Origin of the sequence: Bacteroides celer (assembly GCF_002632415.2) — a bacterium.
Lineage (GTDB): Bacteria > Bacteroidota > Bacteroidia > Bacteroidales > Bacteroidaceae > Bacteroides.
The window spans coordinates 1,561,482-1,581,906 of sequence record NZ_CP178209.1; the positions used below are offsets into that span (position 1 = coordinate 1,561,482).

A 20,425-nucleotide genomic window follows, 5' to 3' on the forward strand; every position below is an offset into this window, starting at 1 on the left:
ACCTTAAATGTAGTATTCATTTAATATACAAAAGTATGAATTTTAATTCTTATTTTACTATAAAACATACCAGTAATTTGCGTATTTTATTGTTAACCTTATTCTTTATAGTCCCTTTGGGTACTATCTATGGGCAGAATCAGTTGATTACTATTGCCGGAAAAAACATAACTTTGTTGAAAGCTTTTGATGCTATTGAAAGTCAGACTCAATTAAGCATTACTTATAGTCGGACTAAAATAGATGTGAATCGGACATTGAGTGTTGATTTTAAGAAACAAAAACTTTCTATTGTTTTGGATAAGTTGCTCGCGGGAACGGGGTTTACTTACAAGATAGAAAAAGGGTATATCGTTCTGGTTCCCGTACCGGTAAAACAAGAGCAAACGGAAGCAACTTCGAAAAAGATACAAGGAGTGATTGTAGATACGAATGGAGATCCGGTGATTGGTGCCAGTATTCAGGAGAAAGGAGTGGCCGGGAAAGGTACAGTGTCTGATTTGGATGGAAAATTTAACCTGTCAGTTGCGTCAAATGCTGTATTACTGATTTCATATATCGGTTTTCAGTCTCTTGAAGTAAAGGTGGGAAATCGGACAAGCTTGTCTTTGGTATTAAAAGAAGATCATCAGTTGCTGGATGAAGTAGTCGTTATCGGTTATGGAACAATGGAGAAACGTGCTGTGACCAGCTCCATTACTTCCATATCTTCAAAAGATTTAGTGACTGGATTGGGAGGCTCTACCATTGCGACTGCTCTGAAAGGAAAAATCTCCGGTATGAATGTTTCCGAGACCTCCAGTCCGAATGCCTCTGCTAGTTTCCAGCTTCGTGGGGTAGCTTCCATCAATGCTTCTTCTTCCCCTTTGATTGTGATAGACGGAATTCCTGGTGGTGATTTGCGTTCTATCAGTCAGGAAGATATTCAATCCATTGATGTTTTGAAGGATGCCTCTGCAGGTGCTATTTACGGAACAAGGGCAGCTGGTGGTGTCATTCTCGTGACTACCAAGAAAGCGAAAGAAGGTCCTATCACATTATCATATACAGGCGAGCTGTCCACCGAACAAGTTTCCAGAAGACCACAGGTCCTGGATCGCGATGCTTTCGTGAGGTTCGGTGTAGGAACAGATTTGGGAGCGTCTACCGATTGGTACGGTGAACTTTTAAATGAGGGAGCACTTTCCCAGCGCCATGTTGTCACCCTTTCGGGAGGGGGACATACAGCCAGAATATATGCCACTATTATGGCACAGGATCAGAAAGGTATTGCGATAGGCGATAATCGTAAAGACTATTCGGGGCGTATCAATGCAAACTTTAATCTTCTCAATGACTTGCTGGAAATAGGCTTACATACAGAATATCGTGAAGCACATCGGGATCAGCGGAGCAGTAGTTCCTGTTTCGACATGGCATTGAAGATGAATCCAACGGAACATGTTTATGATAGTACTAGTGAAACAGGCTACAATGTATTGGTTGGTGGTAGTGAATATTACAATCCATTAGCGGAAGTTATGCTCAAGCAGACGGATAATGTTGATAAATGGCTCAAGGCGGATGCTACGGTAAAGCTCAATCTGCCTGCCGGATTTTCGGCACAAGCCACTCTCGGATGGGAAGATCGCCAGTATCAGCAGACGCATTATGTATCCGCATTACACAGAACATCTTTGAATGGAAGTTATAAAGGAAAGGGATTTCACGGATATAGTAAAACAGTAAATGTTTCTTTTGAACCTACCATTAATTTCATGCGTGTTTTTGCAGATGACCATACGGTTAGTGCGGTGGCCGGATATAGCTATTGGGAAAACAATTCTGAAAACTTTGATATGTCTAACTTCGATTTCCCTGTGGATGGAGTAGGAGCTTGGGATATGGGAACAGGCAGCTGGCTTTCTGATGGAAAAGCAGCTATGTCTTCTCACAAATATCCTCGTGAACGTCTTATCTCCTTCTTTGGTCGGGCGAATTATAGCTATAAAGATCGTTATATGGTTACTGGAAGTGTCCGTCATGAGGGATCTTCCAAATTTGGAAAGAATCATCGCTGGGGAACATTCTGGGCTGTATCAGGTGGATGGCGTATATCCAATGAAGCCTTTCTGCGTGATGTCAGTTTTCTTGATGACCTCAAAGTACGTGTCGGTTATGGTGTGACGGGAAATAACAATTTCTCTGCAGGAGCATCCACAGCCATGTACTCCTCCAATTCAATGTGGCCTTATAACGGTACATGGATCACTTCTTATGGACCGGCTCGTAATGTCAATAATGACTTGCATTGGGAAAAGAAAGCAGAGCTTAACATCGGTTTGGATTATGCGTTTCTGAATAACCGGCTTTTTGGAAAGTTCGATATATATAAAAGAAGAGTTTCCGGAATGTTATACAATATCAGTGTACCCAATCCTCCCGCCGTTTACGAGAAAACGACCATGAATTATGGTAATCTTGAGAATACCGGATGGGAGTTTGAGATTGGCGGAGTGCCTGTTAAAACGAAAGACTTTAACTGGACAACTACCATGCGTCTATCCCATTCTTCTTCCAAAATTACCTCTTTGTGGGGGAATAATACTTACCAGGATCGTGTAGGATTCCCGTCACCGGGAACGAACGGATCAGCCGGAAGAATTGAAGCAGGAACAAAGATCGGAAGCTATTATATCTGGAAATATGCCGGTATCACGGATAATGGAAGATGGCTTCTGTATGATAAGAACGACAATGTGATTCTTAGCGATAAGAAGACCTATGATGACAAGCGGTACATCGGTAATGCTATTCCTGCATTGATGGTATCATGGGATCATACCTTCACTTACAAGAACCTCTCTTTAGGTATCAACCTGCGTAGCTGGATCGATTTCGACGTGTTTAATACCATAAATATGTACTATGGACTTTCTGAAGTAGCAGGCCAGAACGTTCTTCGCAATGCGTACATTGACAACCGGCACATCAAAGAAGTAAAGCAGCTTTGCGATTACTGGCTTGAGGACGGCACTTTCTTAAAGATAGACGCCATTAGTCTGGGATATTCTCTTAACATGAAAAAGTGGCAGAAATATATAGATAAGATTGATCTTTACCTGACCGTCCGGAATGTGGCATGTTTCACGAAATATTCAGGACTTAATCCGGAAGTGAATGTCAACGGACTGGACCCTGGTTATGAATGGTTTAATAATATTTATCCTGAAACTCGTAGATATACCGTTGGTATGAAAATCCAATTCTAATATTAAAGTACCTATAAACTAATAAAATGATATGAGACGAAATATTTTAATCATTATCTCCTTCCTCACCCTTCTGGTGTCATCCGGTTGTACAAATCTGGATGAGAAGTGGTATTCCGAAGTCACTCCGGACACTTATTTCACGTCTAAGGAAACTGTTTATTCTTTCTTGGTACGCTCTTTCACACATTGGCGTTGGTTTCACGGATTCGACCGTGCCATTCTTCAAGAATGTACAACAGATGAGATGTGTGTCACACAAAAAGGAATACATTACAATGATGTCAGATATTCCCAACTGCAGCATCACGACTGGACACCTCTTCACCCCAACAACGAAGAAACCTGGCGTGGGGTAGGCATGGGAGTGGCAATGGCTTTAGCTTGTAAGGAAGACTTATCCGGTGTGGATTATGTATCACTGGGCATGACGGAAGAATTGAAAGCAGATCATCAGATGCAACTTCAGACATTGGTTGCCTATTTTTATCTGCGGGGACTTGATTTCTATGGGGGTATGCCTATTTACCGGCGCTCTACTACCGAGGAAGTTCCACGTTCCACTGCACGCGAAACCTTTAATTATGTGGAAGAACTGTTGCTTGCCGCTATTCCCAAATTAGAGAAAAAAAGAGCAGATATGCTGGAAGAAGGCTATTTACGTCAAGGAACTGCCGCCGCCCTTCTTGCTCAGTTATATTTTAATGCGGAAGTCTACATGGGAGAGAACCGTTTTGCTGAATGTGCGCAGGTCTGCCAGGATCTATTAGATGGCAAATACGGTTATTACGAATTGGAGGAAGACTGGTTCGGTCCTTTCACTTTCGACAATAATAAATCTAAGGAAGTAATGTGGTCTGTTCAGTCGCAATATGCAAAAGGCACTTTGTTTCAATGGCAGTTCGAACGCTATAATCATTATAATGCAAAGAACTATTTTGATCTAAGCGGCTATTCTTCTACTAATGGTATGCATCTTCAGCCGTCTCTTAAACCCAATGGCGATCCCTATACGGATAAGCTTGGGCGACCTTTTGCCAAGTTCAATAATAAAGATCTTCGTAAAAAATTGTACTTGTATAAAGGGAATGGGAAATACGAAGGAATGTTCCTTTATGGAAAATTACAGCGTACATCAAGAAGTGGCACAGAGGTGAAGTGTACGGGACTGTACGAATATCCGGGTGAGGTTCTTGAATTTGTCGATCAGGTGGCACAATTCAAGAAAGTGAAAGACGGAGAATATTCTTCAGTGAATGAGCTTCCCTCCAATATAAGTACCGGGGAAGAGAATTCCGGAATACGTTTGTGCAAACTACCGGTTCCCGACAATATCGACAAAACCATTGCTTTTAATCCGGATTATCCGGTTATTCGTTTTGCTGAAATCTATTATATGCTTGCTGAATGTAAATATAGAAGCGGCTATAAAAAAGAAGCAGCCAATCTTTTCAATGAAGTGCGTAAACGCAATTTCGAGAATAAAGCCGATCCTGATCCGGTGACCGAAACGAATATCGACAAGTACCGGATTCTTGATGAGTGGATGGTCGAGTTTCTGGGTGAACAGCGTCGTCGTACCGATCTTCGTCGTTGGGGGTTGTATACAACAGGTTCTTGGTGGGATCATAAACCTACTAACGACGATCATTATGAGCTTTTTCCTATTCCGGAAAAGTCAATTTCTGTCAGCAATGTCTTGAAGCAAAATCCGGGATACGGAGGCGGCAATGAAATGACTAAAGAAGAAGCCGGTATCTATAGTGTGAAGCAAATCGATTAATCAACTATTAAAGAATAATATAATGAATAGCAAGATATTTTTTTTAGGAGCCATCATGTTGCTGCCTACATTCGCAAGTTGCCAACAAGAAAAGCCTTTTCCTGATGATGCAGTAGATAAAGTGTATGAATACCTTCCGGAGTGGCAGGCAGGTTATTTGGATATTCATCAGATTAGTACCGGAAGAGGTAATGCAGCCTATCTTATTTTTCCGGATGGGACTACCATGTTATTGGATGCAGGAGATTTAGGAGTACATTCAGGCACACAGGAAATTATGAAAGCAGTGCCTAATGATTCTAAGCGGCCTGCCGAATGGATTGCTCAATATATAAAACATTTCTCATTGCCATTAAAAAATAACGGAGCACTTGATTATGCCTTGCTCACTCACTTTGATACGGACCATATCGGACAGAATGGAAAACTGGCAATCGAAAAAGTAGGACTGGATTACAAACTTACCGGAATCACTCATGTTGGTAATCTTCTCAATATTTCCACTTTGATAGATCGTGGTTATCCTACTTATGATTATCCGACAGCAGCTAAAGTCTCTGGTGCTCATATCTCAAACTATAAATTATATGTTGCCGCTCGTGACAGGGAAGGTAAAAAGAATGAGGGATTTGTAATAGGAAGCAATAGTCAGATCAAACTCTTGAAAGATCCGGGCTTTTATCCTACATTCGAAGTACGTAATATCGTGGGTAATGGTAAAATTTGGACAGGTAGCGGAACAACAGCCAAAGAGCTTGTGCCTTCTACAGCCTCTTCAAGTGAACAGTTGAACGAAAACCGTTGCAGTTGTGGAATTCGTATCACATACGGTAATTTTGATTATTTCTCCGCAGGAGATATTCTGGGCGTAGAAAAAGCACCGGAATGGTTTGATATAGAAACGCCGGTAGCCAGATTGCTCGGTGAGACGGATGTGGTTGTTGCCAATCATCACGCTTATTCTGATGCTATGTGCGATACCTACATTTCCCAAGTGAAACCACAAGTCTATGTAATTCCCGTATGGGATTACTATCACCCTCAACCGGCAACGTTGAGCCGGATGCTGTCTCAAACTCTTTATCCTGGTGAACGGTCGGTTTTTGCTGCCGGTATGGTAGACAGTAACAGGAGCAGACTAGGTGAAGACGGCTTGAAGATAAAGCCTGCCGGACATGTTGTTACGCGTGTTTATCCGGGTGGAGAGAATTTTCAGATCTTTGTATTAAATGATCGGAATGAAGCTTATGAGATACTATATAAAACAGGTGAGATTAAATCTAATAATTGATGAACATGAAAATTAAAGATTCAATAGTCTGGACAGCTTTTCTGGCTGTGATGGCAATCATAATGTTTCCGTCATGCTCTGACGAACATGAAGCCGGTATATTGGAAATAACAAATAATGAGATTATTCTTCAGGCGGAAGGTGATCCGGTTCAGGTGGAGGTGAAGTCCAATACCGAGTGGCGAATTGATTTTGTAGAATCAACCTGGTTCTCTACGGATATACGTGGAGCCCAGTCATCAAGAACTTATTTCACTGTGACTTATGATGAGAATATCAGTGATTCCGAACGTTTCTGTGATATTCGTGTGTTTACGAAAGATGGTAAGACTGCGGATGTAATCAAGATAAAACAATTATCCCGTTATCCATTTATTGTTCCTGCCAGTGATAAGATGGAGCTGTTTACTAAAGGAGGTGAATATGAAATGGAAATCTCTACCAATGTGCCCGAAACGGATATCGTTATTACGCCAACGGTGAACTGGGTGCAGGAGTATAGGATAAGTGATGGAAAGCTTTATTTTAATACGGAAACAAATTCGCAATCACCCCGTACAGGAAGTATTGTGTTGAGTTATGACGATCAGTACCAGCGTAAGGTCACGGCTACCATTAATCTCTCGCAAGCATATTCTGAATATGCGAATGCGGAACTTGTCAGTTATCCAACCGTACATGGTTATGCTGTCGGTGGAATTACTAACAATGTATATGTTGAAGGAATCATCGTAGCCAATGGCACTTCGAAGAACTTCCCGAGCAATCGCTATGTCATTCAGAATGAGGCAGGAGAGACAGTTGTGTTTGAGTCCGAATCTTTAATTACGTTTGCACAATTTGCCAAAGTGTCATTGTGTCTGAAAGATGGAATGATAAGAGAAGAATCAGAGGGTAGCTTTACTTATAGACTGATTAGCGGTATCACTGCTGCCCACGTAATCAGCTCGGAACTTTCTACCTTCACAATTCCTGAAAGAACGATTGCTGAACTTACGGATAATATGGTATTTAGTCTTGTGACCCTGAAAGATGTCGAGATTGCATCTCCGGTAGGTGCATTCACTAATTTCAAGACTACTGACCCGGGAGCTGCCGATCGTAAGATTAATAAAAACTATTGGGTAGAAAAGTTCCCTGCATATTACAGATACTATCCGACCTGTATAAGAGATAAAAACGGTTCTAATACATATATGCTTACTGCGTTTGAAGCTCCTTATGCTCACGAAACACTTCCTAAAGGTTCGGGAAGCATAACAGGAATGGTGGCGAAAGTGAAACTTACAAATTTCGACATCTCTGAAAGCCGGTTATGTATTCTTCCGCTTAACAGAGAAGATATTAACATCAGTGATATAAACGAGATCACTTCTGTGCTTGTAGAATGGGATTGTAATGTACCCGATTGGAAAGAAATAGGCTCTTCTACTTTTACGGATTACCATCCTACGGGTGGCGAGGCATCGCAGGCGAATGCTCTTCTTAGCAAAGACGGAAATAAATATTTCCAGCAAACCTATGCAGACTACATTCTGGGATTCCAGGATGATTTCAGAGGAGATGTTAACCTTAACACGACCGATGGATACTATGGTCGTATGCGAGGCGGTGCTTTTAATAGTAAACCGTGGTCTACAAGTTCATATTTCTACGTAGACAAAATATCGACAGTAGGTATTTCTACATCCTTGTCTCTTCAGGTTGAAATGAATGCAAGTTGGGGAGGTGGCCCTGTTGCAGTGGTTGAATATGCTTATTCGATGAATGGTGAATGGATTAAAGTAGATAATTCAGAGTTTACCATTCTGGGACAGTTTGATAGAACGGCTGCAGGTGGACAGACGGAGAAGAACATTCCTGGTTATAAAGTCTATGACTTTAAGTTGCCGGATGCCTTATTGAACCGTGATAATATTTGCATCAGATTGCGACCGGTCAGACTCCCGGCAGGGGTATCCAGCTTCATGCCGCTTAGACTTGCTAATATCTCAATCAAATACAACAAATAATCAATAGGGAATATATATAAAATAATCGGAAGCAATAAAGGACATATCCTGATTGCTTCCGATTATCTTTTTATATGTGGATCTTGAACGATCTCTATTCAAAAAGAACGATATCTTATTTCTCCAACAATTCTTCTTTATTTTTCCAACAAATCCTTTAAGAAGTCGTCCAACTCCTTATCCAACCCTTTCAGCAATTCATCATTCACCAGTATGGTATCGTCGTCAATCAACAGCAATTCTGCTACGGTTTCTTTCTCTTCATCTACCAAAACGAAAGAATAAGGTTTCAGAATAGTCACTTTGTCGAAATCTCCGGCATCCTTCATTCTGCAAAGAATGTTGCGAAGAGAAGGTTCCACGTTTTCAAGGAAATCATCCCCTTCATAAGTAGCCCATTCTTCGATCATGATGTTTGCCAGTTCTTCATCATCATCGTTGTAAATATTAAGTTGTCCCGATGCCTGATCCGGTTGGAGATGGATATCGGTTACAACTGTTTGTTCACAGCTACATACATATTTAGCGACTGCCTTTTGGATAGCCGATTCGATAATAGATAATGATTGTTGGCTCAATTTCATGGGTTCCTTCTTTTTATAAGTTCAAAGGTATAAAAAAAATAAGATTTGATACACAATTTCCTTAAAAATCATCATTAAATCGGCTCATTTGCAATTTTAACTTGGGTAATTGAGCATTTCTCTCCTTTAGTTCAGCTAAATACAAAGTAGTAAGATAATAATTCGGCACATCATCAATGGTAGCTTGAGGGCTATCTGTGATGTTCTTTTTATCTATTTTTTTAGCTAGTTGTTGTGCCTTTTCTGCCCATTCTTCTGCTTTAGCCAAACTATCTTTCATTTCGTAGTAAACAGCAATGTTGAGAGCTGCCCGCATTTTTTTCTTTTGGTTCTTGGTACCTTCGAAAGCCTGACGCCAAAGTTCGTATGCGTCGTCCCATGAATTTTCGCGTACATAAATGGCAGCGTCACGCATAGGAACCGAACCACCAGTATAAAGATACCGTGTTCCTTTTTTCCAAATAGGGACAATATTTTTCACCGGAACCGTTCCTGCGAATGCTGCCGCTTCTTCCAGCATCTGCTTGTCGGGAATCATGCGAGTGGCGGCTTCTATGGCTGTACCTCCAAACTCTTCCCAAAAAATGCTATCATTAGGATGGAGCGTAGTCATCGGTCTGCTGCGTTCGGGAAGATAAACTTTCACCGTGGGATAAACTTTCACGTCTACCGCTCCTTGAAAGCAGTTGAACTCATCCAGATAACGGACAGTCTTTGTTGCTTTGAGTTGCAGGTTTTCCAGTGCAATAATAAAGTCCACTCCCAGGTTAGAAGTCAGTTGACGCACTTCCTCCTGGCTCAATGTACTTTCGCGGGCCAGTTTATCATTGGCGCGTAAGGCAGAATCACAGATAACCACCTCATCGAAGTAGTTCTGCTGTGCTATTTCTTCTGCCAGTGATTCAGTGGCTGTCTTAGGATCTCCATTGGCATAAGCTGTTGCACGACTTATCAATGGTGTACCTTCTTTAATTTTTTCAGTCTCTGTTATCAGTTTATTATCCGGGGCGTCGCTGGTGTTATTCACAATAGCTACTTTCCGGAGTTGCGGAGGAAAGCTCAAGTCGGCAGGTTGCAGATAATCAATGGGGATCTGTTCCAGACTCTGACAGCTACCCAGAGTCAGCAGGAATAAAACGATGAAAACCAGTGAATAAGATTTTGCCATAGTTTTGTTCTATTTAGTAATTTGAACAAAAGTACAACTTTGGAAGAATAAAAGAAAGTCTCAAACAGTTTTTAACCGTTTGAGACTTTCTTTTATAAGTTGAATATAGAGAGACTATGCCATAAAGCACATTACCCTACAATTTCCAACCTTTAATTTTTAATTATTAATTAATCAAAGGTTCTTTCCGTGGCAGTTTTTATACTTTTTCCCGCTTCCGCATGGACAAGGATCGTTACGACCTACTGTCTTCTCTGCACGAATCGGTTCACGTTTCTGCTGTTCACGAGTATCCTGACTTGCAGCAGCCTGCTGGTTCGGATCACTCAAATTTTCTTTGTTTTCGCGATACTTGCTCATATCCTGGCGTTGTTCAGGAGCAGCCTGACGCACTTCTACACGGCGTGCAGCTGATTCATCCGGAGCTTCCTGTACAGGAATTTGTCCACGCATCAAAATAGATATAGTCTGGTTATTGATCTTGTTCACCATAGCGTCAAACAAAGTCACAGATTCCAGTTTATAAATCAATAGCGGGTCTTTCTGCTCGTAGCTTGCATTCTGTACGGAATGTTTCAGTTCGTCCAGTTCGCGCAAGTTTTCTTTCCATGCTTCGTCGATTACGTGGAGCAAGATTGATTTCTCGAACGACTTCACCACTTCTTTAGATTCCGATTCGTAAGCCGCTTTCAGGTTACAAGAGATATTATACATCCGTTTACCGTCTGTAATAGGAATCAGGATGTTTTCGTACATGTGTCCCTGGTTTTCATATACCTGTTTGATAACCGGGTTAGCGATCTGTGCCAGACGTTCAGTTTTGCGTTTGAAGTTATCCATCGCAATGTTGAAAGTCTTTTCGGCCAACTTTTCTTTCTTCTCGTTACGGAATTCTTCTTCAGTGAACGGAGTTTCCATTGCCAATGTCTGAAGCAGTTCCATTTGGCAGCCTTCATAATCATTGTTTTCGATCGCATTGGCACAACGGTCCCAAATCATGTTCACGATGTCCATACCGATACGTTCACCCATCAAAGCGTGGCGACGTTTGGTGTAAACCACTGTACGTTGCTTGTTCATTACGTCGTCATATTCCAACAGACGTTTACGAATACCGAAGTTGTTTTCTTCCACTTTCTTCTGTGCACGTTCGATGGAGTTGGAAATCATCTTGTGTTCGATCATTTCGCCTTCCTGGAAACCGAGCTTGTCCATTACACTGGCAATACGGTCAGAAGAGAACAGACGCATCAAATCGTCTTCCAGTGATACGAAGAATACAGAAGAACCCGGGTCACCCTGACGTCCTGCACGACCACGCAACTGGCGGTCTACACGACGGGATTCGTGACGTTCCGTACCGATAATTGCCAAACCGCCCGCAGCCTTCACTTCCGGACTTAACTTGATGTCGGTACCACGACCAGCCATATTGGTAGCAATGGTTACTGTTCCGCTTAAACCGGCGGTAGCAACGATGTCCGCTTCTTTCTGGTGCAGTTTGGCGTTCAATACCTTGTGCTCAATCTTACGCATGGTAAGCATCTTGCTCAACATTTCGGAGATTTCTACCGAAGTAGTACCCACCAATACCGGACGTCCTGCTTGAACCAATTTTTCGATTTCCTCGATAACAGCTTTATACTTTTCGCGTTTCGTCTTGTAAACGCGGTCGTTCATATCCTTTCTTGCAATCGGACGGTTGGTCGGGATCACGACTACGTCCAATTTGTAGATATCCCAAAGTTCGCCTGCTTCCGTTTCAGCAGTACCGGTCATACCGGACAGTTTGTGATACATACGGAAGTAGTTTTGCAAAGTAATTGTTGCAAAGGTCTGCGTAGCAGCTTCCACTTTCACACGTTCCTTGGCTTCGATAGCCTGGTGCAATCCGTCAGAGTAGCGGCGACCTTCCATGATACGGCCTGTCTGCTCGTCTACGATCTTCACCTGTCCGTCGATCACTACATATTCATCATCTTTCTCGAACATGGTGTAAGCCTTCAACAGCTGGTTGATGGTGTGTACACGTTCCGATTTGATGGCATAGTTTGTCAGAAGTTCATCTTTCTTTTCAAGCAGTTGTTCGTTGGTTAGATTCAGGTTTTCCAATTCCGAAAGTTGTCCGGCGATGTCCGGAAGCACGAATAATGTCGGGTCTTCAGAGTTACCGGTAATCAGGTCTACACCCTTATCTGTCAGGTCTACGCTATTCAGTTTTTCGTCGATTACGAAGTACAGCGGATCAGTCACTTCATGCATACGCTTGTTGTTCTGTTCCATGTAGATCTCTTCCGTCTTGAGCATACCTGCCTTGATACCCTGTTCACTAAGGAACTTAATCAAAGCCTTGTTTTTCGGCAATGCCTTGTGGCTGCGGTATAAAGCGAGGAATCCTTCTTCCACCTCTTTCTTATCGTTGGATGCGATCAGTTTTTTTGCTTCGGAAAGATATTTGGTAGCCAGTACCTTTTGTGCCTCTACCAGACGTTCCACTAGCGGACGGAGTTGCTCGAACAACTGGTCATCGCCTTTGGGTACAGGACCGGAGATAATCAACGGAGTACGTGCGTCGTCAATCAATACCGAGTCGACCTCATCGACGATGGCATAATTGTGCTGACGTTGTACAAGGTCTTTCGGGCTGATAGCCATGTTGTCACGCAGGTAGTCGAAACCGAATTCATTGTTTGTACCAAAAGTGATATCTGCCAGATATGCCTGACGACGTGCGTCGGAGTTCGGCTGATGACGGTCGATACAATCTACGCTCAAACCGTGGAACATATAAAGAGGACCCATCCATTCGGAGTCACGTTTGGCGAGGTAATCATTCACGGTAACCACGTGCACACCGTTTCCGGTTAGTGCGTTGAGGAATACCGGGAGTGTAGCCACCAATGTTTTACCTTCACCGGTTGCCATTTCCGCAATCTTACCTTTATGCAGAACGACACCACCAAAGAGCTGTACATCGTAGTGAACCATGTTCCACAATGTGTCGTTACCACCGGCTACCCAGTGATTCTGATAGATGGCCTTGTCACCTTCGATGCGTACGAAATCTTTTGTAGCAGCCAGTTGACGGTCGAAGTCGGTAGCAGTTACAACGATTTCTTCATTTTCTGTAAAACGTTTGGCAGTAGCCTTTACGATAGAAAAAGCAACAGGCAGTACTTCGTCCAGTGCTTTTTCATATTTTTCCAGAATTTCTTTTTCTGTCTTATCGATTTGTGCGAAGACTTCTTCGCGGTCTTCCAGTTCGAGAGTTTCAATGCTTGCCTTCAACTCTTCCACCTTCGCACGTTCAGCAGTAGCCGATTCATGGATATATTTTTTGAGTTCTTCCGTTTTGGCACGGAGGGCGTCGTTGTCTAGTTTTTCAATCTCCGGGTAAGCAGCTTTGATCTTTTCCACCCAGGGCTTGATTTCTTTCATGTCTCGTGTGGATTTGTTTCCGAAAACCGAGCTTAAAAATTCATTAAATCCCATGTTATATTATTTAGTTTATTATTTATCTATTGCAGGTCACATTCATCCGGATAGATTTTCTCATTCCTCACACAGATTCAAGAAAGAAATCTGTGTGAATCGATCGATTATGTGACGAATAACCTCCGCAAAGTTACATTAAAATGCTGATTTATTTATGTTTTGCTCCCTGTTTTTGTGAGTAAATTTTTACCGAAGGTCGGTAATAGGAGCAGAAGTACAGGCGTTGGGAGCCCGGATGCGCATAAAATGTGCCAGTGTAGGCGCAATATGGTCAATGGTTACAGGTGTCTGGATAATGGCCGGTTTCACGGAATGTCCCATGAAAATCAGCGGTGAGGGAATATAAGAATGACGTACCACTTTGTTGTCGCCGCCGTTCTCGTTGACGATCGTCCATCCGGGGAGGACGTCGATTACGAGGTCACCCGAACGTTTGCGGTGGTAGCCGTTACGTATTTTGTAGATTTCCGGAGTCCATGAACCCAGTAATAGCCGGTTAGCCGAATAGGCTTCGTTCACTCCGCTGAACTGCATCAGGAATTCTGCTGACTTTTGTTGGATCTCTGCCAGATTCAGTTCTTTTTTTTCCAATAACTTATGATTCAGATAAATCTGCTGGTTATGGTGAGCTTCCACATACTTTCCTCCGCCATACGTAGCCATCAGGTACATATTCAATAGAGCCGCACAACGGTTGAGATAAAACTCTCCGCCGGGAATCTTGTACAATCCCGAATCGGGCGATTCGCTGTCTATATATCCGGTGGAAGTGACGAAAATAAGCACGTTTTGCAGTCCTACTTTCTTATCAAGAACTTCGAGCAGGTCGGCAATGCTGCGGTCAAGACGCACATAGGTGTCTTGTATTTCCATGGCACATTCCTGTACGGATTTATGCGCATAGTTTCCGGCATAGTAAGTGAGTGCCAATAAGTCAGTAATGTCATCCATGCCGATCGAACTTTTGTTTAATGCTTCTTCGGCAAGCGCATTCACTTCATCGTTTACAAAAGGGCTGGTGATGAAGCGGCGGTACTTGTTATTGCGATCATCATCAAATTTATATTTGAAGAGCATATCCCGCCAATCTGGCAGGAAAGTGTACATGCCCCGGGGAAATATAGGTTCCCATGTCATACCGGCAATACGGAAATCAATCGCTTGACGGTCGTTATATTGGCTTGCCCACCACGGAAACTCTCCGTAATAGGTGGTTCCGCTCCATTTTCCGGTGTTGGGATTGATCCAGAAAGCAGCGTTTCCGGCATGTCCGGCTGCGAAAAGTGCGGCATCGCAATCTGGTGCAATGGCATATACGAGTCCTTTGCCTTGTGTCGCTATTTTAAGCTCGTCGGCAATGGTTGAAGTCAGTAGTTTGGTGGGGGCGACAGTCTGGTCGGTGTAATACCCCATAAATGCCGTGTCGTCTGTGCTGTTGACGGGGCGAAGGGTAGAGGCATCCATCCAGCGTTGAGAAATAATTCCGTTCATGGAAGGCGTCGTACCGCTATAAATAGCCGCTATGGCAGAAGCACGGTCTATACCGCAGAAGGTATATTCGGCGTTATGGAACACTCTTCCCTCTTTCCAAAGACGTTTGAAGCCTTTCTCACCGTAGAGTGACGAAAAAGCCTCCAAATAGTCCGTACGTAATTGGTCAATCGTCAGCCCTACTACTAATTTAGGGGCGGCAGGCAGTGACTGGGCTTGTAGCCCGGTGAAAGTCAGTACGGTGATGAGGGAAGTTAGTAGTCCTTTCATTATTTCTTTTTAGATGTCACAATCAGATTGCTCGCTGAACGTATCAGCAAAACGAGTGCCAAAGGTACAACAGCAAAGTCAAATCTTTGCGGAATTACAGGAAAAAGCACTATAAAAAGTGTTAAAACCATCAGATTCAGGGTTAAATACCAACATTTCTTTCCTTTTCGGACACAATATATAATGTATGGCAAGAAAAAAAGTTGCCCCGGATGGAATACCAATAATAGGAAATTGGAGCTGACTGCCGGGTGTTGGGAGAAGAGTGCGAGGAAGGCGAGGACGCATCCCACAATGCCTGCCATACCAAAAAGAAAGAGGTCGATTCCCCATAATCCGGTTCTCCGGCGGATTCCATAGATTGTGGCGGCGGCTGTCAGTATAAATAAGAGTAAGGAGCATTGAAGCGGAGTAGGCATCCGGCTGCTTTCATCCGGTTCGGGAGTGGCATCGACTACCAGTTCGTTGGCCGTTATGAGTGGACGCTGGATAGAATCGCCTTTAATTTGTGCACCGTCGAAAGCATCCATCAGGTAGAAAGGGGCAAACATCATCTGACGTTGTGTGATGGGCTGATCGGCTTCACTTCCGATACAGAGATCGATGCCGAAACGTGCCCACGGATGTCCTTTGCAATACTGATGTACGATGTCGCGGAAAGTGTGGGAGCCACCCTGCGGTTCTGCGGGATAAATCACTTTTCCTGCAATGCTTTCTTCTATCTTGTCCCGGGGGCGGGTAGCACAATTATCGTAAAAGAAATTATAACGGTACACCCGGTTTTCCGGATGGTAATTTTCTTGTAATAGCCGGATTAGTTCTGTCTTTTCTTCATCGGTCAGATTCAGCGTTTGCTGCCATACGCTGCGTCCGAAAAATGCGTATTCAGCTGCAAAACGTTCATAATCCGTTGCTCCCAGTTGGTAGTCTGTTTCTCCGAGCGAGAAGCGGAAGATGAAGTTGGGAGTGTTGAAACTGAACAATCCGTAGTTGAATACAACGTCAATCCCTTGTGAAGGATTTTCGTAACGGATGGCAGTGTGTCCGAACAGGGAATATATTTCCTCTCCGGGGGCACAAGTCAACAGGCTCAAACGGATGGAGTCGTTGTTGTTGGCAGATGCTTGTCCGGCGGGCAAAAGCAACAGGAAGAAGGAGAGGATGATGCATGAGAAAAACCGTTTCATTAGCTGGTTCGTTTTATTTCGGTGGCAAATATATGAAGAATAGTTGGATTCGGGAAAACGGAGCCTCTATTTTATCAGAATAGAGGCTCCGTTTCATACAAGCAGAAGCTCTATATGGCTTAAACAAAGGCTCTGTTTTCTTTAAATGGAGCCTCTGTTGGGGTGAAATAATGTTTCTGCTTGAACGGAAAATTGATTACAAAATAGTGGAACACTTTTTGGAATACTGTTTTTCTCTTGTAATCTATTGCTTATTAGCTGTTTATGATGTAATAAAAAAAGACTGCCGAACGCAAAGTGGAATACATAATAAACAATAAAAGATAATTGATCTATTTAAAAATAGATAGTTCGATTTTTTTGTTTTTGGGGATTTCTAAAATGAAAAAAGAAGATAATTCCTCTTCTATGCTTCAACTTTTCTTTTTTTACTTTACCTTTGCGCCCACTAAAGAATCAAAAGATTTGAATTTAATAATCGACATAGGAAATACAAAGGCAAAGATTGCTTTCTTCGACGGCGGAGAAATCGTGGATGTAGTAGCTGAATCCAATCAGTCGTTGGGTTGCTTGAAGGCTTTTTGTTCCCAATATCCGGTTGAACAGGGGATTGTGGCTACTGTCATTGATTTAAGCGAAAAGGTATTAGCTGATTTGGCAGCTTTGCCGTTTCCTTTGCTCTGGCTCAATCATCAGACTCCGCTTCCGGTTGTCAACCTGTACGAAACTCCCGAAACATTGGGATATGACCGTATGGCTGCCGTAGTGGGTGCTAATGAGCAGTTTCCTCATCGGGATATATTGGTGATTGATGCGGGAACTTGCATTACTTATGAGTTTATTGACTCAAAAGGTCAGTATCATGGCGGTAATATTTCTCCCGGTATGCAAATGCGTTTCAAAGCACTTCATCAGTTTACAGGACGTTTGCCTCTGGTAGACACCAACGGGCGCAAACTCCCGATGGGACGGGACACCGAAACGGCTATACGTGCCGGAGTGATGAAAGGGATGGAATACGAAATTTCAGGTTATATTGAGTCTATGAAGCATAAATATCCTGAACTTTTGGTTTTTTTAACGGGCGGAGATGATTTTTCTTTTGATAGCAGCGTAAAAAGTATCATCTTTGCAGATAGATTTTTAGTGTTGAAAGGATTAAATAGAATTTTAAACTATAATAATGGTAGGATTTAAACACACACTTTGTGCGCTTTTGCTCACGATGGTTACCGGAATGGCAATCGCTCAAAATAATACAAACTCTCCTTATACACGATATGGCTATGGCGACTTGTCCGATCAGAGTTTCGGTAACAGCAAGGCGATGGGGGGAATTGCTTTTGGACTTCGGGATGGAGCACAGATCAATCCGCTGAATCCTGCTTCGTATACAGCCATTGACTCATTGACATTCCTCTTTGAAGGAGGTGTCAGTCTGCAAAATATGAATATTAGCGGTAGCGGTGTGAAACTGAACGCTAAAAACTCCAGCTTTGACTATCTGGCTATGCAATTTCGTTTGCATCCTAGGATAGCGATGAGTGTCGGATTGCTGCCGTTCTCCAATGTGGGGTATTCTGTGTCGGATACACAGACTGCAACAGATCCGAGTACCGGTGCTACGGCTGATTATGCCAGAAGTTATACTGGCGATGGAGGTTTGCATCAATTATATGCCGGTTTGGGTGTGAAGGTTCTTAAAAATCTTTCGGTAGGTGTGAATGCGTCTTATTTCTGGGGAGATATAAACCGTACACGTGTCGTTTATTATCCCAGTGTATCAGGTGCTTATAATTATAATCACCAATCGGTTGCGTCAGTGTCGAGTTATAAACTTGATTTTGGAGCACAGTATACACTTGATATTGATAAAAAACATTCAGTGACAATTGGAGCTATATATTCTCCGAAGTTGCAATTGGGTAATGACTATAGTGTAACGACACAAATGGTTTCAAATTCTACGGGCACAGCGGTTTCTACTACAACATTGAAACCGGATGCTACGTTTGAAGTTCCTAATACATTTGGTGTCGGATTTACATATAACTATGACAAACGCCTGACAGTTGGTCTGGATTATAGTTTGCAACAATGGTCAAAAACGAAATTTGACGTAAATACACCAGATGAAGCTGTACGTGAAGACTTTAAAGAAACATACACGTATTGCGACCGTCATAAAATATCAGTGGGTGCGGAATACATTCCTAATTTGATTGGACGTTCCTATTTATCCCATATAAAATACCGTTTGGGAGCTTATTATACGACTCCGTATTATAAGGTCGGCGGCAAAGAGGCTACCCGTGAATATGGCGTAACTGCTGGTTTCGGTCTGCCTGTACCCCGTTCCCGTTCCATTCTTAGCATTAGCGGGCAGTTTGTTCGCATCAGTGGACAGGAAGCGGCTTTTGTAAATGAAAATATCTTCCGCGTGAGTATCGGATTGACGTTCAACGAACGTTGGTTCTTCAAACGCAGAGTGGAATAATGGGATGAATCGATGTGAGAGAGAATAGACGACTATATAATAACAACTAAAATTTAGATACAATGAAAATTAAAACGCTTGTGGCTATGTTGTTCCTTTCGGCAGGAGCAACCACTGTGGTAGCACAGGATGCGTCTAACTGTAACTCAAACAGTAGTATTTCGCATGAAGCTGTGCGTGCTGGTAATTTTAAAGATGCGTATACTCCTTGGAAAGCTGTGTTGGAAAACTGCCCGACGCTTCGTTTCTATACCTTTACTGACGGATATAAAATTCTGAAAGGCTTGATGGGACAAATTAAAGACCGGAATAGTGCGGATTATCAGAAATATTTTAATGAACTGATGAATACGCATGACCTGCGTATCAAATATACGGATGAATTCTTGTCTAAAGGTACAAAAGTGTCTTCTGTTGATGAAGCTCTGGGTATCAAAGCGGTAGATTATATTGCTTTTGCTCCGAAGATTGATGTGAATCAGGCCTATCAATGGTTGAGCCAGTCTGTAAACGCTGTGAAAGGTGAATCGGCAGGTGCAACTATCTTCTATTTCCTGCAAATGTCTTTGGATAAACTGAAAACGGATCCGAATCATAAAGAACAGTTCATTCAGGATTATCTGGCTGCTTCTGAATATGTAGATGCTGCTATTGCAGCCGAGGCTAGTGAAGCTAAAAAGAAATCTTTGCTGGGTATCAAAGACAACTTGGTTGCTTTGTTTGTGAACAGTGGAACAGCTGATTGTGAATCATTGCAAAGCATCTATGGACCGAAAGTAGAAGCTAACCAAACAGACTTGGCTTACTTGAAGAAAGTAATCGATATCATGAAAATGATGAAATGTACTGAAAGTGACGCTTATCAACAGGCTTCTTTCTATTCTTATAAGATAGAACCTACTGCAGAAGCAGCTACCGGATGTGCTTATCAGGCATTTAAGAAAGGTGATATTGACGGTGCGGTGAAATTCTTCGATGAAGCAGTGAATCTGGAAACAGACAATATGAAGAAGGCTGAAAAAGCATACGCTGCTGCAGCAGTACTGGCTTCTGCCAAGAAACTGTCTCAAGCAAGAGCTTATTGCCAGAAAGCAATTGGTTTCAACGAGAATTATGGTGCTCCTTATATCCTGATTGCTAACCTTTATGCAATGAGTCCTAACTGGAGCGACGAATCTGCTCTGAACAAGTGTACTTACTTTGCAGTGATCGATAAACTGCAACGTGCAAAACAAGTGGATCCGAGCGTAGCTGAAGAAGCTAACAAATTGATCGGTAGATATTCAGGTCATACTCCGCAAGCTAAAGACCTATTTATGTTAGGTTACAAGCAAGGCGACCGCATCACTATCGGCGGTTGGATAGGAGAGACTACAACGATTAGATAAATGTATGT

The 20,425-nt window shown here is 42.6% G+C and carries 12 protein-coding genes; 7 read left to right on the top strand and 5 right to left on the bottom strand.

Going from position 1 to position 20,425, the window contains the following annotated elements:
* The first annotated feature begins 35 nt into the window (after positions 1 to 35).
* Genes CJF29_RS05835 through CJF29_RS05850 form a run of 4 tightly spaced genes read left to right on the top strand, consistent with a single transcriptional unit; the run spans position 36 to position 8,337 of the window.
* On the top strand, positions 36 to 3,251 hold the full coding sequence (locus CJF29_RS05835; RefSeq protein ID WP_074637616.1) for a SusC/RagA family TonB-linked outer membrane protein: 3,216 nt from the start codon (positions 36 to 38) through the stop codon (positions 3,249 to 3,251).
* Between the two features lie 31 nt (positions 3,252 to 3,282).
* Positions 3,283 to 5,034 carry a RagB/SusD family nutrient uptake outer membrane protein gene (locus CJF29_RS05840; protein ID WP_004301867.1) on the top strand — a complete coding sequence of 584 codons (1,752 nt, stop codon included), beginning with the start codon at positions 3,283 to 3,285 and terminating at the stop codon, positions 5,032 to 5,034.
* Between the two features lie 22 nt (positions 5,035 to 5,056).
* Positions 5,057 to 6,325 (top strand): ComEC/Rec2 family competence protein, encoded by a 1,269-nt coding sequence (locus CJF29_RS05845; protein WP_099146248.1) that lies wholly within the window; start codon positions 5,057 to 5,059, stop codon positions 6,323 to 6,325.
* Positions 6,325 to 8,337 (top strand): DUF5689 domain-containing protein, encoded by a 2,013-nt coding sequence (locus tag CJF29_RS05850; protein ID WP_074637607.1) that lies wholly within the window; start codon positions 6,325 to 6,327, stop codon positions 8,335 to 8,337. Before CJF29_RS05845 ends, CJF29_RS05850 begins: the two co-directional genes overlap by 1 nt.
* Positions 8,338 to 8,474: 137 nt before the next feature.
* Here CJF29_RS05850 and CJF29_RS05855 read toward each other — a convergent pair whose 3' ends face one another.
* From CJF29_RS05855 to CJF29_RS05875, 5 genes are all read right to left on the bottom strand, one after another.
* Positions 8,475 to 8,921 (bottom strand): hypothetical protein, encoded by a 447-nt coding sequence (locus CJF29_RS05855; RefSeq protein ID WP_004301870.1) that lies wholly within the window; start codon positions 8,919 to 8,921, stop codon positions 8,475 to 8,477.
* Between the two features lie 61 nt (positions 8,922 to 8,982).
* Positions 8,983 to 10,089 (bottom strand): DUF6340 family protein, encoded by a 1,107-nt coding sequence (locus tag CJF29_RS05860; protein ID WP_004301871.1) that lies wholly within the window; start codon positions 10,087 to 10,089, stop codon positions 8,983 to 8,985.
* Between the two features lie 174 nt (positions 10,090 to 10,263).
* Positions 10,264 to 13,581 carry a preprotein translocase subunit SecA gene (secA, locus tag CJF29_RS05865; RefSeq protein ID WP_004301872.1) on the bottom strand — a complete coding sequence of 1,106 codons (3,318 nt, stop codon included), beginning with the start codon at positions 13,579 to 13,581 and terminating at the stop codon, positions 10,264 to 10,266.
* Between the two features lie 189 nt (positions 13,582 to 13,770).
* Entirely contained in the window at positions 13,771 to 15,345 is a 1,575-nt protein-coding gene (locus CJF29_RS05870; RefSeq protein ID WP_074557326.1) for an alkaline phosphatase family protein, read from the bottom strand.
* Positions 15,345 to 16,532: a DUF4105 domain-containing protein gene (locus tag CJF29_RS05875; RefSeq protein WP_099146247.1), complete on the bottom strand. Its 1,188-nt coding sequence runs from the start codon at positions 16,530 to 16,532 to the stop codon at positions 15,345 to 15,347. Before CJF29_RS05875 ends, CJF29_RS05870 begins: the two co-directional genes overlap by 1 nt.
* A gap of 408 nt (positions 16,533 to 16,940) precedes the next feature.
* Here CJF29_RS05875 and CJF29_RS05880 point away from each other — a divergent pair, with 408 nt between their 5' ends.
* The 3 genes from CJF29_RS05880 to CJF29_RS05890 all read left to right on the top strand — a co-directional run bounded on the left by CJF29_RS05880 (position 16,941) and on the right by CJF29_RS05890 (position 20,417).
* Positions 16,941 to 17,729: a type III pantothenate kinase gene (locus tag CJF29_RS05880; RefSeq protein ID WP_176553111.1), complete on the top strand. Its 789-nt coding sequence runs from the start codon at positions 16,941 to 16,943 to the stop codon at positions 17,727 to 17,729.
* Positions 17,716 to 19,029, top strand: a complete 1,314-nt coding sequence (locus tag CJF29_RS05885) for an outer membrane protein transport protein (RefSeq protein ID WP_099146246.1) — start codon at positions 17,716 to 17,718, stop codon at positions 19,027 to 19,029. Before CJF29_RS05880 ends, CJF29_RS05885 begins: the two co-directional genes overlap by 14 nt.
* Before the next feature lie 62 nt (positions 19,030 to 19,091).
* Complete coding sequence (locus tag CJF29_RS05890) at positions 19,092 to 20,417, top strand: hypothetical protein (RefSeq protein ID WP_099146245.1); 1,326 nt, start codon at positions 19,092 to 19,094, stop codon at positions 20,415 to 20,417.
* Positions 20,418 to 20,425: the final 8 nt, after the last annotated feature.